This window comes from Pseudomonas sp. DSV-1, from assembly GCF_035830915.1.
Taxonomy (GTDB): Bacteria; Pseudomonadota; Gammaproteobacteria; order Pseudomonadales; family Pseudomonadaceae; genus Aquipseudomonas.
The window spans coordinates 1,050,589-1,064,487 of record NZ_JAYMYG010000001.1 but is presented as its reverse complement, the minus strand read 5'-3'; the positions used below and the strand labels follow the sequence as shown (position 1 = coordinate 1,064,487).

18 protein-coding genes are annotated in these 13,899 nt (G+C 59.5%); all 18 read right to left on the bottom strand.

The annotated features are described in order from the left end of the window. Positions 1–24 precede the first annotated feature (24 nt). Genes VSQ83_RS05100 through VSQ83_RS05015 form a run of 18 tightly spaced genes read right to left on the bottom strand, consistent with a single transcriptional unit; the run spans position 25 to position 13,895 of the window. Entirely contained in the window at positions 25–1,737 is a 1,713-nt protein-coding gene (locus VSQ83_RS05100) for a hypothetical protein (protein ID WP_326425571.1), read from the bottom strand. A 1-nt stretch (position 1,738) separates the two neighbouring features. Beyond that, positions 1,739–2,689 (bottom strand): hypothetical protein, encoded by a 951-nt coding sequence (locus VSQ83_RS05095; RefSeq protein WP_326425569.1) that lies wholly within the window; start codon positions 2,687–2,689, stop codon positions 1,739–1,741. Next, positions 2,662–3,366 carry a hypothetical protein gene (locus tag VSQ83_RS05090; RefSeq protein ID WP_326425568.1) on the bottom strand — a complete coding sequence of 235 codons (705 nt, stop codon included), beginning with the start codon at positions 3,364–3,366 and terminating at the stop codon, positions 2,662–2,664. The genes VSQ83_RS05095 and VSQ83_RS05090 overlap by 28 nt, the downstream gene beginning before the upstream one ends. Before the next feature lie 2 nt (positions 3,367–3,368). Then, positions 3,369–3,911: a baseplate complex protein gene (locus VSQ83_RS05085; protein ID WP_326425566.1), complete on the bottom strand. Its 543-nt coding sequence runs from the start codon at positions 3,909–3,911 to the stop codon at positions 3,369–3,371. After that, positions 3,908–4,828: a hypothetical protein gene (locus tag VSQ83_RS05080; RefSeq protein WP_326427684.1), complete on the bottom strand. Its 921-nt coding sequence runs from the start codon at positions 4,826–4,828 to the stop codon at positions 3,908–3,910. The genes VSQ83_RS05085 and VSQ83_RS05080 overlap by 4 nt, the downstream gene beginning before the upstream one ends. A gap of 19 nt (positions 4,829–4,847) precedes the next feature. Continuing rightward, positions 4,848–6,458 carry a phage tail-collar fiber domain-containing protein gene (locus tag VSQ83_RS05075; protein ID WP_326425564.1) on the bottom strand — a complete coding sequence of 537 codons (1,611 nt, stop codon included), beginning with the start codon at positions 6,456–6,458 and terminating at the stop codon, positions 4,848–4,850. Between the two features lie 8 nt (positions 6,459–6,466). Further along, on the bottom strand, positions 6,467–7,057 hold the full coding sequence (locus VSQ83_RS05070) for a phage tail protein (RefSeq protein WP_326425562.1): 591 nt from the start codon (positions 7,055–7,057) through the stop codon (positions 6,467–6,469). Then, complete coding sequence (locus tag VSQ83_RS05065) at positions 7,050–8,225, bottom strand: baseplate J/gp47 family protein (protein WP_326425559.1); 1,176 nt, start codon at positions 8,223–8,225, stop codon at positions 7,050–7,052. The genes VSQ83_RS05070 and VSQ83_RS05065 overlap by 8 nt, the downstream gene beginning before the upstream one ends. After that, entirely contained in the window at positions 8,222–8,539 is a 318-nt protein-coding gene (locus tag VSQ83_RS05060; RefSeq protein WP_326425557.1) for a DUF2590 family protein, read from the bottom strand. Before VSQ83_RS05060 ends, VSQ83_RS05065 begins: the two co-directional genes overlap by 4 nt. Then, on the bottom strand, positions 8,536–10,518 hold the full coding sequence (locus VSQ83_RS05055; RefSeq protein WP_326425555.1) for a phage tail tape measure protein: 1,983 nt from the start codon (positions 10,516–10,518) through the stop codon (positions 8,536–8,538). The genes VSQ83_RS05060 and VSQ83_RS05055 overlap by 4 nt, the downstream gene beginning before the upstream one ends. 6 nt (positions 10,519–10,524) lie before the next feature. Further along, complete coding sequence (locus tag VSQ83_RS05050; RefSeq protein ID WP_165878347.1) at positions 10,525–10,665, bottom strand: DUF6890 family protein; 141 nt, start codon at positions 10,663–10,665, stop codon at positions 10,525–10,527. 23 nt (positions 10,666–10,688) lie between these two features. After that, on the bottom strand, positions 10,689–10,976 hold the full coding sequence (locus VSQ83_RS05045; RefSeq protein WP_326425551.1) for a putative phage tail assembly chaperone: 288 nt from the start codon (positions 10,974–10,976) through the stop codon (positions 10,689–10,691). Between the two features lie 31 nt (positions 10,977–11,007). Further along, a complete protein-coding gene (locus tag VSQ83_RS05040; protein ID WP_326425549.1) occupies positions 11,008–11,448 on the bottom strand; it encodes a lysis system i-spanin subunit Rz in 441 nt (146 codons plus the stop codon). Next, positions 11,445–11,912, bottom strand: a complete 468-nt coding sequence (locus VSQ83_RS05035; protein ID WP_326425547.1) for a lysozyme — start codon at positions 11,910–11,912, stop codon at positions 11,445–11,447. The genes VSQ83_RS05040 and VSQ83_RS05035 overlap by 4 nt, the downstream gene beginning before the upstream one ends. Beyond that, complete coding sequence (locus tag VSQ83_RS05030; RefSeq protein WP_237147017.1) at positions 11,909–12,115, bottom strand: hypothetical protein; 207 nt, start codon at positions 12,113–12,115, stop codon at positions 11,909–11,911. Before VSQ83_RS05030 ends, VSQ83_RS05035 begins: the two co-directional genes overlap by 4 nt. Then, positions 12,112–12,324 carry a TraR/DksA C4-type zinc finger protein gene (locus tag VSQ83_RS05025; protein WP_127195793.1) on the bottom strand — a complete coding sequence of 71 codons (213 nt, stop codon included), beginning with the start codon at positions 12,322–12,324 and terminating at the stop codon, positions 12,112–12,114. Before VSQ83_RS05025 ends, VSQ83_RS05030 begins: the two co-directional genes overlap by 4 nt. After that, the gene (locus tag VSQ83_RS05020) at positions 12,324–12,773 is read right to left on the bottom strand and encodes a phage protein (protein WP_326425540.1); all 450 of its coding nucleotides are present in this window, start codon (positions 12,771–12,773) and stop codon (positions 12,324–12,326) included. Before VSQ83_RS05020 ends, VSQ83_RS05025 begins: the two co-directional genes overlap by 1 nt. A 6-nt stretch (positions 12,774–12,779) precedes the next feature. Next, positions 12,780–13,895: a DUF2586 domain-containing protein gene (locus VSQ83_RS05015; protein ID WP_326425538.1), complete on the bottom strand. Its 1,116-nt coding sequence runs from the start codon at positions 13,893–13,895 to the stop codon at positions 12,780–12,782. Between the last annotated feature and the right edge of the window lie 4 nt (positions 13,896–13,899).

The following is a 13,899-nucleotide window of genomic DNA, read 5'->3' as shown; positions in this document are numbered from 1 at the left end:
TTCGGGAGGAATAATAGGGACGCGTCAAAACGTGGACGCGAAGGTTGATTGTTTCCACTTTCCGCCAGACCACACAAACGTCCAACGATTACTTCGGTATGCCCCCCCGTTGATTGCGGTCATGCCTTCAGCGAAATCAACACCCCAATTAACGGTCCTGCCCCCCGTCGCATCCTGTACTAACTCGACCATAATTTCCTCGCCCGTTACGCCTGCCCTGTTAGTTGGGTTGGCAATTTGCACGGGGCCGGTCATTTCTTTAACTCGGATGAAATTTCCTCGGTTCAAATCAATTGAAACTACCGAGAAAAAATCTCGTAAGTTTTCAGTCTTCGCAACTCTCTTACTTTTAATCATCGACGCAATCTGAGTAGGAAACAGCTGCGTATCTTTAACAACGTCATAATTTGAAGCAGCTTCACCAATCAGCACTAATGTCCCATCAGGACTTTGCTGATAGCGGCCGTATTTGGTGTAGGTGCCACCCGCCCCGCCCCCCATCACGGTGATGTCATTGGCAAACGCGGATACCACGTATTGCTGGAAGGTGGTTGCGCTGTTTTGTCCAACCACCCCAATGATCGTACCGCGGCCAGACATATGCAGCCCTGCACCACCTGCCGCCAAGCTGCCAGCAGAGCGCCAGTTGTGCTCTACGTGAGCCCTGAAAACCGTTGTGCCGATGGCGTTATCAATGCGCACGCCTTCGTTCAAGGCTTGGAGATAAGTGCCGCCATAAATCCCCACATCACTGACCGGATTCTCTACAAACAGGCCATGTTTACCACCCCGAGTATTGCCGCCCCAAACATCAACCGAGGACACAATTCCATCACCGACGTTGCGCAGATGGATACAGTATCCAGTAGCGTTGAGGGACGATGCTGAGTAATCTCTAATCGAGCTTTCGAATACGTTCCCCCCCATAACCAAGCCAGATTCGGAAAACCCGTTAACATCTAAATCTTCAACGACCAAGTTGTAGATAAAATTTAAATCGTCGTCAGCCACAAATTCAAAAGCTTTTACTCCGCCCCCAGTACGGATCCCCTTCACGGTCAGCTCACTGAGCAAGCCGGTCCCGGTAGGGTATACCTTGATGCCACCAGCGGCTTCAAATAGTAGGGTGGCGCCATAACCTGTGAGGTGGCAATTCCTCACCATCCCGGTGATTGGGATATTGAGTTTCTCTGGGACTCTGAACGTACCACCGTGAGGCAGCAGGAGTGTTCTGTTATCGCCGCCATAGACCCAAGAAAGAGCATCATGTAACGGCACCGAATCATCCAGGCCACCACCCTTTGCCCTAAAGTCATACAAGCTGACGGTTTCGGTAAGCTTCTTATTTACATCTACGCTTTCTATACCTGCGATGCCGGCCAGGCCATGGTTCTTATATTTGACTATCCCCGCTCCGCTGCTCGGATCAGCGAGTTTTTCCTCTAATGCTCGGGCGGCACCTTCAGCTGCTTCAGCAGTCTCAGTGACGTCATTGCACTGCACTTGAAGCCGATAATCTCGGCTACCCTTTACCACCCGCAGATCATAGATGCCGTTCGGCACTGCAAACTGGATAAGGCCGTGCTGATCAGCAGCAAAAGGGTTGTCCAAAGCCAAGCCATTGGAGGCCTGCAGTTCACTCACAAGGCTTTCAGTCCCTCGTTGATACAAATAACAAATTGCACCACCGAGGATGTTGCCCTGGTCATCTTGGGCAAAAAAGTTCTTGAGTTCCAAATTATGCTCCAGTGATGGGCTTCAACTGCCCAGAGAGTTGTGTGCCGGTACCGGCATGACCGGCGAAGCTCGCCGCGTTGGTGGGGATGGGGCTCGACGCGTGCTGGTGGCCGGCGATGTCGGTGTTCATCTGGATCACCAGATCGATCACGTCACACAACACCTGCAGCACGTTCACGCTCTCAGAACCGATCCAGCTAGTGGGTGCCACACTTTTGCGGGCGCCCATGATCCGTTCCAACAACTCGCCGCCCACGCTCAGGTTGAGTTTTTGAGCAACTACCTGGTTGAGGTCACGACCGCTGGCCAGATGCAAATCGTCCAGTGCCGCAAGGCTCACGGATCCGCCCGACAGCAGCTTGAGCGCGCCGAGCGCCTCAATCGACTTGATCCCCCCGACTGACTCTTTCGAGTGGTCATCGATCTCCACCGTACTGCTCTGATGGCGTTCGACATTGGTTAGGCTTTCAACCTCCCGATCGATGGACTTGTCACGGATCCGGCCATCGGTCTGGCGCAGCCAGTTGCCGTCGGCGTCAACCCGTTGCTGCGCGGCTTCGCTGTGTTGCCACACCTGGTCGCCTTTGGGCACCTTGGGCAGACTCAACCCGTGCGGGAGAACGGTCTGGACGTAGGGCTTGCTCGGAAGGCCGTAGGCGAAGCACACGACAACCCGGGTGCCTTCCTCGGGAAAGCCCAGGAACCCCATCTCATCGCCGCCCACAGAGAGCGGCAGCGGCACGCCGGCCAGTACCGGCAACGCCGGGTCCGGTTCGTCGTTTTCGTCCAGCAGCTGCAGATCCACGGCATAGCGCGGGCGAAAGTCGTCGCAGATCCCGGCACTGGCCGGAGCATCCGCCACGCCGATAACCCGGGCAAAGCGTGGCAGGTGGTAACCGCCGGTGAGTTCGGGAAATTGCCGCTCTACACTGCGGCGGATTGCTTCTTCCATCGGATCGCCATTTGGTTGCCGGTGAGCGTCACCTGGGTGATGCGCTCGCCTTGGTTGATGGATGCACCTGGTCGCAACCCGGGAAGGGCCGCGATCATCGCGCTCTGGTTGTTTTGGTAGTCGTTGAACAGCTCGACCGGCAGCTGCAACGGTGAGCGGGCGCCAAAGAAGCTGTCAGCCCAACTGCCTACAAACACTTCGCCGTCGCCCTGCTGCTGCCACATAAAGTCAGCAATGCCGAAAACCCGGGGCAAGCTGTCCATGGCCTGGTAACCGGCAGCCAGGTTGTAAAAGAACGGGGCCTTGACCTTGGCGTAAGCCTTGTCTGGAACGCGAAAGCTCAGCCCGGTTTTCTGGTTGATCTCGGCCAGTACCGTGCCCAGATCGGCATGACGCAGGTTGAGCGGCAGCGGGTTGGCAAGGATCGCGGCCAGCTCGCGACAGAACAGCACCTGCTCGACCGCGTTGGACGGGGTGCAGCGCTCGACGTAACCAATAAAATGGCGCTGCAGCGGGCTGTCGTTGTAGCCGATATCGAGCGTCACCAGCCCTTTCACCGGCGCTGCTGCTTGGATGGTCAGCGTGGCCCGGCCCGGGGTGCGCAGTTCAAGGCGCACGTCATCGCTGACCAGGGGATAAACCACCCCTCCGATGGTCAGCACCTTGTGCAGTTTCATGCTCACAAGACACCGCCCAGGTAGTTATCCAGTTTTTTAAGGGTGGCCTCAAAGCCGGTCAGTTCCTGCCCCGGCTCGCCGTTTTCGCCTGCACCTGGTGCAGTCACGGATTGCCCCGGGGCGCCTTGCTGGGTCACGCCCTGGCCCGCTCGGCGCGTCTCTACCCGCTCAGGATTGGAGAGCTTTTCCGACAGGGTGAATTGCACCAGCCAGGCCCGCAGCGTGTCGTCTTCCCGGGCGCTAACGCCGTCAGTGAACTGCACCTGGCGCACGCCAAACGCGGACGCTGTGTCGTTGACGACCCGGTAGGTTTTGAGTTGGCCACCGCTGCCGGTCGCTTCCGCCAGGCGCATCAGGTTGCGCAAAAACGTGCTGTCGACGAAGGGAATCTGCAGCGTGACCGCCAGTGTTTTTGGCTTAAACCCTTTGTGCGCGGAGTCGGTGTTGCTGGTCTGGCCGGACAGGTCGTCGCTTTCGATCCGCAGGTTGGCCGTGACCTTGATGTTTTTGCCACGCACCTGTTCGCCATCGAGCAATAAGGTCATAGGCCCACCAACTCGCGGACAAAGCTCAGCCCTTTCAGGGAGCCGACCAGCAGCACCCCAGCGGACAATCCCCATTCGTGACCTGGTGCATCGCCCTGCAGCAGTTGCCGGCGCAACTCGGCGGCATTGCCTGGGCCAATCAACCGCGCGCGCATGCTGTCGTCAGCGGCGCCGCCGGTGAACATCGATTTGAGGTCGGCCAGTTTCTGCGCCTGTGCTTGTGCCTGGCTGGCTTTACGGGTGGCCATCTTGGCCATGTCAGCCATGGGTGAGCTGTCGGCGTAGCTCTCCAGTGCCGACAGCTGGCTGTTCAGGGCCTGGGTGGCTGCCTTGGTCACGGTGCAACGCTCAAGCGGCAACGCCCCCCAGCGCGGCAGTGTGCCGGCGGTGGGCAGCTCCCACTTTTCAGCGTCCAGCGCGAACAGGTTTTTCGCCCGGCGTTCGGCGCGCTGCAGGTCGGGCATGGGCAACACGGCATTGAACCGGGCCAAGGTCGCAGCGAACTTGTCGTAGCGCGTGCCCAGGAACATCACCACCAGGGCGTATTGCAAGCCCGCTGGGCGGCTGTCGTCGCCGGTGTCTTCCAGTTTCTCGCCCAGCTGCTGCAGCAAGTTCGGCGCCGAAAGGTAGCGCTGATAGCCGCGGCCCTGCCCCACTCCACTTTGAAACGGCGTCACCACCAGGCAGGCCGGCACTTCGCCCAGTGCATCAGCCAGACCGGCACGGCCAGCAGCCACGGCGGCTTCTGCAGCGGCGCCGACTGGCCCGGGTGAGGTCGTGGCCAAGTCAGTCAGAGAGGCAAGGCGCTGCCCGGTGCTGGCCAGCTCGCTGCCGGCCAAGCCCTTGGCAACATCGAGGTCGCTCAACCACTGGGTGGACTGCTCCGGCCAGCGCAGGGTGATGGGTGCCCAGGTCATATTGATGTTCATGGCAGTCTCAGCACCTGATGCACGCAAGGAAGGCGATGTTTTTCGAGCGTGTTTCTGTGCCACCCGTGGAGGTGATGGTGATAGCGTGCGAGTGGTCGCCCCCGGAATTTATGGTGATGTTGTGTGCGTGCTCGCCGGCCGTAGTGGTGGTGGTTGCAACAGTAGCGGGCTCGGTCCCGTTTATCGGGTTTCGTGGCTCGCCAGGAGTGCCAAGGTCAGAGCCATCCGGAGTGACGTTGCCATAGTGAACGTTGTGGCTGTGTGCGCCTTGGGTGTCGCTTGAAGCAGTGTGTGTATGGCCGCCAGCGCTGGCAGAACTGCCGTTGTGGTTGTGGCTGCGCATATCGTCAGCCTGGTAGCTACCCAGAACACGGCCGATATCGATTCCCCGGCCATCATCCAGAAAGCGAGGATGAAGTCCCCGTGGGTCAGGCAGATTGAAAGTGCTGACACCATCACCAGCGCCGTAGGTGGTACCGATCTTGGCGAACAACTTGGCGTAAACCGTACGGGATACTGCATCACCATTGGCGCGCAACGACCTAGTCGGAGGTGTGTCCATCGCAACCGTGAAGATTTCCCCTACTGCTTCGTCAGCAATAAGCTCGTGCAACGCTTTGAGCGCCTTGGTCGTGGCCAGAATCTCGCTGCTGTCAGCTCCAGGGTCGTCGCTTTTGGCGTTGGGCAGATTACCCAGGTCTACGTCGTCCTTGGTCGTGGCCCGGGCGCGCAGGTTTTCGTAGTCGCCATTGCGCAGAGCGTATTGTTTGACCAGGGCACCGGTGATGGGCACGCTTTCGCGCAGGTCCGTGATCTCTCCCGAGACCGCAACGCTGGCCAGCTCCACCACGTAATGGGCTGTTCCGTTGCTGTCGACGTAGTCCGTTTTGACCTCACCAAACACCACTTTCCAAGTGGCAACGGTTTCGCTGCCTTCCCGGGCCAGTGCGACGTCAAGCCAGGCTTTTACTGGCAACGCCGGCAGTTGCGCGTGAACGGGCTCCACCAGATCGACACGGACCCCTTCAACGTAAGCAGTACCCGCTTTGACCTGGTACAGACCAAAACTGCGTTCCAGCTGTAGGCTGTCAGCCAGGAAACAGGCACGACCAAACACGTCACGATTGCTCATGCGCTCGCGCTGATCGATACCGTTCAACCGAACCGTGAAGTCGTGCTGCCAGGTACTGGCGTCGACGGTGATGCCCGTCAGAGCCTGGGCACCGTTGAACTCCACCAAAAAGTTGCGGGTGACGTTGTTACCGATCTGCAGCGGTGGGATGTTCTTGCGCTTCTGTTGCACCGGCACGGTCGCGACGGCCATTAATTCGCCGCCGGCGGCTTCCAGGCCGATCCAGTTGAAGTCCCAGTCACCGACATCTGAACCGACCATCAGGCTATAGATCACCTGGTTGGGGCTAACGTAGCCTTTGCGGTCGTAGACTTTGGTGAAGACGATTTGAGCCGCCGGCGGCTTTCCAGCTGCGCGATCGACCGGTGCGTTCGGATCAAGACCAGGTACAAGAGCCAGAACGAAGCGAGCAATCTCAAGCTTCTCCCCAGCGCCTTGCTTTTGGGCAATAAGACTCTCGCCGGCAAGGGTAATGCTAGCTCCCATGGGGGCTCCTAAAGTGGGTTCAAAAAGGTGAGAATTGCGAGCTCGTTGATTACGACCAATCGGCTTGCGCTATCGTCCAGCGTGGCAATCAGGGTCTGCTGGTCGTCGTTGAAGTCAGCCACACCGATGTTCAATTTCACCGGGGTGATCGTGACGAAGTCGTACCGCCGGCAGGTGCGGCCGTATTGCTGCATCAACACACGCAGCAACACCGGGTTTTCGCTCAGTTGCGTGTCGGATAGATGCAGCAGCACCACGTCCCAATCGAGGTCGGGCAAGCGCTCTTGGATCTCTACATAACCGACGCCCAGGCGCTCGAAAATGCGAACCATGCCGGCGGTGCTGCCGGCATCCACCGCATTGATGAAGGCGTACTTCACCCGTAGGCGGTACAGATTTTCGGGCTCGCCGTGGAAGCGCTGAATGTCACGCTGCCAGGCCAGCAGATCGAGCACGCTCAAGTGGCAGTTCTCGGCGTCCATCTGCAACAGCGGCCAGTTCAGCCAGCTCTCGGCCTTGCCCCACCAGGCTTGTGCGGCGGCTTTTAGCTTGGCCAGCTCCGGCCCGTCGAGCCAAAAAGGCAGGCTCAACTTAAGCATTCAGCGCCACCTCAACCCCGGACAGGCGTGGGATGGTCAGCTCTGAAATGATGTCGACGTTGTCGAAGTGCAGCGACTCGATCCCGGCGAATTGTTGGTGCAGTTCCTCGCCCAGGCGGCTGAAAGAAAAGCGTGACTGGGGATGGGTTAGCGTCGGCTGGTAGTCGCTGGCCGTGCTCTCGCGAAACGCGGCACGGATAAACAACTCGATGTCAGCCTTCAACGCTGGCCAACGCTCGACCCCTACCTCTGCCTTGGTCCAGACCGTAACACTCACGGTGTGCAGCGTGGCGGGCATCTCCAACACCAGCAGGTCGTCACCGTGGCCATGGTTGCCCTGGTCACGGATATAGCTGTTGATCTCGGCCAGAAAGGTGTCCGCCGGCGAATCAGCTTCAAATAGCACAAATGCATTGGCACTGCCGGGCCCCCGAGGCGCGTTGTGCTCAAAGTAGACGCCATCCGGCTGCACGCCCGGAAAGACCGAGATCATGGCGCGATAGACCGCGTCAGTGTGCCACTGGTTGACCGCCGAGAACTGGTTGCGCACGCGCAGACGCAGCTCATCGTCGGGCTCGGTATCGGCGCCGGGCTGGGTCAACCAGCTGTCAGCGTTCACCACCTGGACCACTCCGGGCACCGGTTCCGGCAGAATCGAAAAGTAACCTGGTGCGAGATTGAATCCGCTGCCCGCCTGTTTGGCACGGGCCAGTACGCGGATCTGCGACTCGCCATCGGCAAAGCTGGCCGCTGCCACCGTCACTAGTTCGTACACATTGCCGTTGATCGCAATCGACTGCACGCGCGTACCGGCGGGCACTTCCAACAAACCGGCCAGCGCACTACGGGTGAACAACAGCAGCCCTTCGGCCTTGGTCGCAGGCTTGCGAGTGACGTTGACTGCCCAGGCCAACATATCCAGCCAGGCACCGGTGGAGGTCTTAACAAAGAAGTTCGGCAAAACGGTGCCGGCGATGAACTCGATCAGCCACATGACAGGTTTAGTCACCAGCGCAGTAATCACCCGCCAGAACGGCGACCAGGCACTGGTGTTGCTCACCTTGCTGCCCTGGGCGACCACTTCCAGTTCCCAGGCCGCACGCAGTTTGGCTTCTGTGGTCGGTATCCCGGCGTCACTCAGCGCCTTTTTAAAGTCCACATCACTCACAGCGTTACCTCGACAGATCCAAATTCAACGGTTTTAGCCACCAACAGGTACCTGCCCTTCTCCTCTTCAAGAATTTGCACCGTGCCCGGTACCAGGCGCACGTCGGCCTCCACCAGCAGCTCCAGTTGCTGAATACAGTCGGCTCGACGGAAGCGATCACGCTCGGCCACCAAGGTCACTAGCAACCCGCTTTCGCGGATCATGTGGCCGATGTCCTGGGCGATACTGGTCCGATCGTCCACCAGCAAAGGCTGGTTTGAGGGATCCAGAGTCAGGTCGTTATGGGTGATCAACAGATCGATATAGAGGCTCATCCGCCCACCGCCATGGCTATCGCGTTTTCCATTTCCAGCGGGCTCATGGGCTTGGCCGTGTGGATCTCGACCTTCTCAACACGCATGGCCTTGTCCTGGCTGCTGGTGTTTTGGATGCTGGTCAGCAGCCCACCCGGAGGCACAGCCGAAGGCCGTGAGGGCGAAAGGCTGGGGATTGCCGCGTTGATAGTCTGCTGGGCTTTCTGCGCTGAACTGGCGGTGTCTGCCGCCCTTATCGCCGCTTCGGAGCCGGGCACCTGGGGCAGATCGCCAAAGCGGGTTTCGATGTTCACGCCCGGGATCTTGTTCATCATCTCGATCAAGCCGTTGATGGCTTGGCTAAAGACTCTAACGATGCCGTCCCAGGCGGCTTTGGCCATGCCTGACCAGCCGCCCATTGAGCCGAACCAGTCCGACAGCGCGGAGAGCTGATCACTGACCCACTTGAACGCGACCGTGTTCATCAGTGCGCTGCTCAAGTCGTCCCAGTAATAGATTGCGGCGCCGACGATCGCGACCAGGGCGACAATACCCGCGATGATCAGCCCCACCGGGTTGGCGTACATGGCAGCGTTGACCAGCCAGATCGCGCCCTGCCAGAGCAACATGGCGCCTTTTACCAGCCCCATCCACGCCACCATCAGGATCATGCCGGCGACAAACGCGGTGACCATGACGGCGTGGTACAGGAACATGGCAATGCTTTTCCAGCCGGTCCACGTGAGCACCTGCCAGACGACGACCAGGGACAGCCAAACCATCTTGCTCAGCCCGACGAGGAACGTCATAGCCGCCATCGCCGCCGTAAGCCCCAATATCGTCAACACGGTGATGCCAACCACACGGGTGATATTGGGGAACAACTGAGTCCAGCGCGTCAGCGTGCCTGCGATACCGACCAGGCGGTCCATTAAAGGCGCCAAGATCGGAATCAGTGCCTGACCGAACGCAATGCGCAGTGCTTCAACGGCCTTCGCAAACTGTTGCCACGGATCCACCATGGCCTTGGCCATGTTCGCGGCGTCCTCCAGGCCCCGGACTTTGCCCAGCTTATCCAGGCTGTTTTTGAAGCGGTCGGTGTCTTTGGACAAGGCGGTAATGACTCGCGCACCTTCGCCGCCGAAGGCCTCAGTCAGCTTGGCCCCGGCGGCGGCGCTGTTCAGGTCGCCAAACTTGCCCTCAAGCTTGGCCAAAATGTCGGCCATTGGCATCAGTTGGCCGTTCTGGTCGTTGAATTTCATCCCCAGCTTTTCGGACGCTGCGCCGATGTTCTCGAAAAACGATTTGTACAGACCACCGGCGTCGCCACCTTCCATGGTGCTGCTCAACGTACCGATCACCGCGAACTGTTCGGCCAGGTCAACGCCGGCCGTGTTCGCAATCTGGCCCACTTCCTTGAAGGCATCCTTGAGCTGTGCGCCGTCCGTACGGAACAGTTGAGCCGCCAATGCCGTCTGGCCACCCATTTTTTCGACCCATTCGCTTTTGCCCATGGCATCCGCCTGGGTTTTAAACAGGTTGTACATGGTGCCGACGTAGGCCCCCATGGTCTCAGCGTCGGACTTGGTCGCCTTGGCCAACAGGTTGCTGGTGTTGGTGAAGGTGGCCAGCTGTGAGCCGGTCAGGCCTTTGATGGCGCCCTCGATGCTGTACGCCGACGCAACAAAGTCCCGGGCGTTTTCACCGTAAGCCACCGAGAACTCTAAAGCCTTCTGATTCAGCGCGGTCAGCGCGTCCTCGGCCACGCCCAGTGAACGAACTTCGCCCAGGGCACGGTTCATCTCCAACGCCGGTTCCAGGGACTGGCTAATCGCAACACCCGCGCCCACCATGCCCGCGAGCCCAAGGCCCATGGTCTTGATGTTGTTTTGACCTTGCTCTGCCAAGTCCGAAAAGCTGGTTTTAACCTTGCCTAACGGCGCGGTGATCTTGTCGGTCAGGCTCAAGATAAAGGCCAGGCGGGCGCTGCGATCTGCCATGTGTCGTTACCCGTTCAATGCAAGAGCGATGGCGTTGGCCACCGCGATTTCCATGCGTTTCCAGTGTTCGTCTTCCAGCCACTTGGCCGTGCCCATGTTCTCGATTGAGGGTTCAGCCCCGGGCAGCCAGCGGTTGGTCAGGGCCATCAGCTGGCCCAGCCCGTCCTCGCTCAGTCGCTCTGCGTGTTCGAGGGCTTTTTTACGATGATTTCAACGTCTGGCCCGTACTCTTCCAGCAGCGCACCGGCCAGCTGCATCACCATCACCGGGTTGACCAGCAAGGGCTTCAGCGTGGCGCGCTCCTGTTGGTCGACGGTGTTGACCAACAGGTTGTTGGCCGGCGACACCTTGTTGTTGGCAGTCAGGCCATTGAAGTACTTGGTCACGTCCTGCGGGGTCAGGGTGAAAGTGAATTCTTTATCACCAATTTCCAGGGTGATTTCGCGGCGTTCAGTCATCGTTTTTATCCAGTCAGGGTTGGGGTAACGGTTAACGCAGGCAGATCCTGCGGACGTGGTCTTGCAGGCCCAGGATCATTTCTCGACTCAGGGCGAGTTGATCTTTGAGGGTGAAATAATCCGGTCGAGCGTCTGTTGCGAGTTCGGCGGTGCCTGCATCAGCCACGCCGCCGGCGCCGGTCTGGTCGGGCTTGGGGCTGCTGCAGATAGCTTTGACGCGCAGCCGCTGACGGCCATCGTCAACAGAACGGCGCAGATCATTGTTTTCAGACAGTGCATGGTTCAGTGCCTCGGTTCGGGTACGGTCGTTTTCGTCGCGATCAGCCAGCATTTCACCGCTGATACGGGCCGCTTCGCGTAGTCCGGCCACCTCCAGCTGAGCTTTGTTGCGCTCATCGATGAGGTGGTCAAAAAAAGCAAAAGCAGCCAAGAACACCAGTAACGAAAGAAAGTTGGTGATGAGCGAATTCATAGGCCGACCTCACACAGTTCGCGCTCGGCGGCGCGGCGATTGACCAATCCGGCCAGTTGCTTGCCGCCGGCATAGATCCAGCGCGACAGCTGGGCACAAGCGCCCCGTACATCACCGCTGTTCAACAGGCGCAGCAGTGTCGAGCTGGAAAACTGCCCCTCACCGACGTTGTAAACAAACGACCCGAGGGCAGCGCGCCGGGTATCAGGCAGCGGAACACGCACCTGGCGATCCACCGCGGTCAGTGCGATACGCAATTCACGCTGCAGCAACTGATCGCACTGTGCCGGCGTGGCCCGATCGCCAAGCTTTACGCCCTGGGTGACGCCTTCACAGATAGTTGGAATGCCCACCGGGTCGAGGTAGGCCACCAGTGAGCGACCTTCGAACCAGGTCACCAGTGCGCCGGTCATGCCCAGCACACCCGTTAACGCGCCAATGGCGATCTTGTTGCGCAGGCTCATGGCTTGCTCTTCCAGTCGCGCAGCATCTGGCGGTATCTAGGGACCAACAGAACAATCTGCAGCACCATGTAGAGCGCGGTCAGCATGTAAGCGACCGCTGACCAGTCGACAGCACCTGTCGCACCGGTAGCGGCCACGCCGATTGCCGGTGCCGCCTTGGCGAAGGCAATGGCAGTGTCCTGAGCGGCCTGATTCGTGCTCATCGGAGAGCTCCTTTCTCAAAAATGGTCTGGCATGGCACGCAACGCAGGATCCCGCCCAGTGCCTGGCGTGCTGCAGGGATTTCACCGTCACAGTCCAGGCATTCGTTACGGCTTGGCCCGCTCGGGCGCGACTGGGCCAACTGGACGGCAATCGCTTGGTCACGTTGGCGTTGCTCCGTTGCCTGGGCGCGATCGAACGGGCAAGACATCAGCGCAAGCCCTCGATCTCTTCAGCGGCCAAGTACGGCACGCCGTTGATGCGGATAAAGTCCGGGCTGGTGACGTCAAACGGCACCTTGTGCTTGGACGTCTCACCGCCTTTCGGAGTGATGCCTAACAGGCTCGACACCCGTAACTTGCAAGCGAACGCCTCGACACGAAACTCTTCGGAGGGTGTCGAGGCGAAAAATACGATGTCGAAAGGTTCGAGTGCACGAAAGCTGCCGGCAGAGCGTGCCGCTTCGATCAACAGGTTGAAGTTGCTGGTGTCGAATTCCATTTCACCGCTGGCCGAGACGTCGCCGTCTACGTGCCCGTTAGGCACGCCCCGGCTCTGTGCCACGGCGGTGTTGTCCGTGACATCGAGGGTGCAGTTTTCAACGTGAATGAGCAGATCGCCCAGGTTCACGTCGAAGTTCTTGCCGCCAATACGTGACATAGGGGATTACTCCGAATCGTCGGTGGAAAGGTCGAGGGCGATGTTGGCCGTCAGGTCTTTCGGGCAGTCGATCGGCCGGATCTTGATGTAGATCTCGACCTTCTTTTTGCTGAGCCATACCAGGACGATGTCGCCATCCTTGGGCGTCTCGATTTCACCTGGGAACACCTGGCCGGCGAACGTGGCGGACTTGGCCATCTGACGCAACGGCTTCATAAACGCACTGACAGCAGCAGTCATGCTGTTGGGGGTGTTGTTGAGTCGGCGATCACCGACGCGGCGAATCAGCAGCGGGCGCACCTGACGTGCGGCTTTGTCAGCCAGGCGCAAGTACTCCACCACCAGGAAGTCACTGTCCGGCGCATCGAGCATGTTGCCGTCGCCCCAGAACACGCCCGGGTAATCCGGATAGGTCTGTGAGACCGAGAAGCGCGCCTTGTCCAGCTCGGCACGGATCGCCGATGGCAGCGGCACTTTGTCGAGGTCGACAGGTACGGGGCCCAGACCTAACAGAGCGCCGGACGCCACACGCATGGGGGTGTCGGCAATGCTCACGGCAGCATTCGCCAAGCGACCGGCCAGTACGCCCAGGTCATTGCCGTGCAACTGAGGCACGACCAGGACACGCGGCGCGGCAAGATCTGCGGTGATAGCCCGCTGCTCGACCAGGTACTGATCCCAAGTCTGCAGCGGAGTGATACCGGCACTCGCCGCCATCACGAAAACCCGACGGCCGTAGATGTTATTCAGCTCGATCGCCGCGTCATGCATGGCCGACAGATCTGAGCCTTCCTCCACCGGCGTGGTGATCACCACGGCCTCGACCGAAAAACCCTGCTGCTGGGCATTCTCCAGCGCTTCGGCCCAGTCGCCATTGGCTGCCATCGGCGCTGCCAAGCAGGCCCAGCGATCGCCGCCGTTCAATTTGGCGGCAGTGATCTGGGTTTTCAGATCACTGGCCGGAAGGCCCAACGAGACGTCCAGATCGCTGTCGTTATTCAAAGGGATCAGCGAGCCGACGCTCTTAGCGCCGGTGCCGATAAAAAGGAAATAGCGTTCGATCTCAGTCACGGCACCCTGGCCCAGATTGAGATTGTTAACGCTGACTTTGCCGAGTGCCATGCAG

What these genes read in the sequence shown, in the direction of transcription:
- VSQ83_RS05070 (WP_326425562.1), bottom strand. Translation starts at nt 7,057, where the DNA reads ATGCTTAAGTTGAGCCTGCCTTTTTGGCTCGACGGGCCGGAGCTGGCC.
- VSQ83_RS05080 (WP_326427684.1), bottom strand. Translation starts at nt 4,828, where the DNA reads ATGACCTGGGCACCCATCACCCTGCGCTGGCCGGAGCAGTCCACCCAG.
- VSQ83_RS05020 (WP_326425540.1), bottom strand. Translation starts at nt 12,773, where the DNA reads ATGTCACGTATTGGCGGCAAGAACTTCGACGTGAACCTGGGCGATCTG.
- VSQ83_RS05050 (WP_165878347.1), bottom strand. Translation starts at nt 10,665, where the DNA reads ATGGCCCTGACCAACCGCTGGCTGCCCGGGGCTGAACCCTCAATCGAG.
- VSQ83_RS05095 (WP_326425569.1), bottom strand. Translation starts at nt 2,689, where the DNA reads ATGGAAGAAGCAATCCGCCGCAGTGTAGAGCGGCAATTTCCCGAACTC.
- VSQ83_RS05035 (WP_326425547.1), bottom strand. Translation starts at nt 11,912, where the DNA reads ATGAGCCTGCGCAACAAGATCGCCATTGGCGCGTTAACGGGTGTGCTG.
- VSQ83_RS05085 (WP_326425566.1), bottom strand. Translation starts at nt 3,911, where the DNA reads ATGACCTTATTGCTCGATGGCGAACAGGTGCGTGGCAAAAACATCAAG.
- VSQ83_RS05045 (WP_326425551.1), bottom strand. Translation starts at nt 10,976, where the DNA reads ATGACTGAACGCCGCGAAATCACCCTGGAAATTGGTGATAAAGAATTC.
- VSQ83_RS05015 (WP_326425538.1), bottom strand. Translation starts at nt 13,895, where the DNA reads ATGGCACTCGGCAAAGTCAGCGTTAACAATCTCAATCTGGGCCAGGGT.
- VSQ83_RS05055 (WP_326425555.1), bottom strand. Translation starts at nt 10,518, where the DNA reads ATGGCAGATCGCAGCGCCCGCCTGGCCTTTATCTTGAGCCTGACCGAC.
- VSQ83_RS05040 (WP_326425549.1), bottom strand. Translation starts at nt 11,448, where the DNA reads ATGAATTCGCTCATCACCAACTTTCTTTCGTTACTGGTGTTCTTGGCT.
- VSQ83_RS05090 (WP_326425568.1), bottom strand. Translation starts at nt 3,366, where the DNA reads ATGAAACTGCACAAGGTGCTGACCATCGGAGGGGTGGTTTATCCCCTG.
- VSQ83_RS05060 (WP_326425557.1), bottom strand. Translation starts at nt 8,539, where the DNA reads ATGAGCCTCTATATCGATCTGTTGATCACCCATAACGACCTGACTCTG.
- VSQ83_RS05075 (WP_326425564.1), bottom strand. Translation starts at nt 6,458, where the DNA reads ATGGGAGCTAGCATTACCCTTGCCGGCGAGAGTCTTATTGCCCAAAAG.
- VSQ83_RS05030 (WP_237147017.1), bottom strand. Translation starts at nt 12,115, where the DNA reads ATGAGCACGAATCAGGCCGCTCAGGACACTGCCATTGCCTTCGCCAAG.
- VSQ83_RS05025 (WP_127195793.1), bottom strand. Translation starts at nt 12,324, where the DNA reads ATGTCTTGCCCGTTCGATCGCGCCCAGGCAACGGAGCAACGCCAACGT.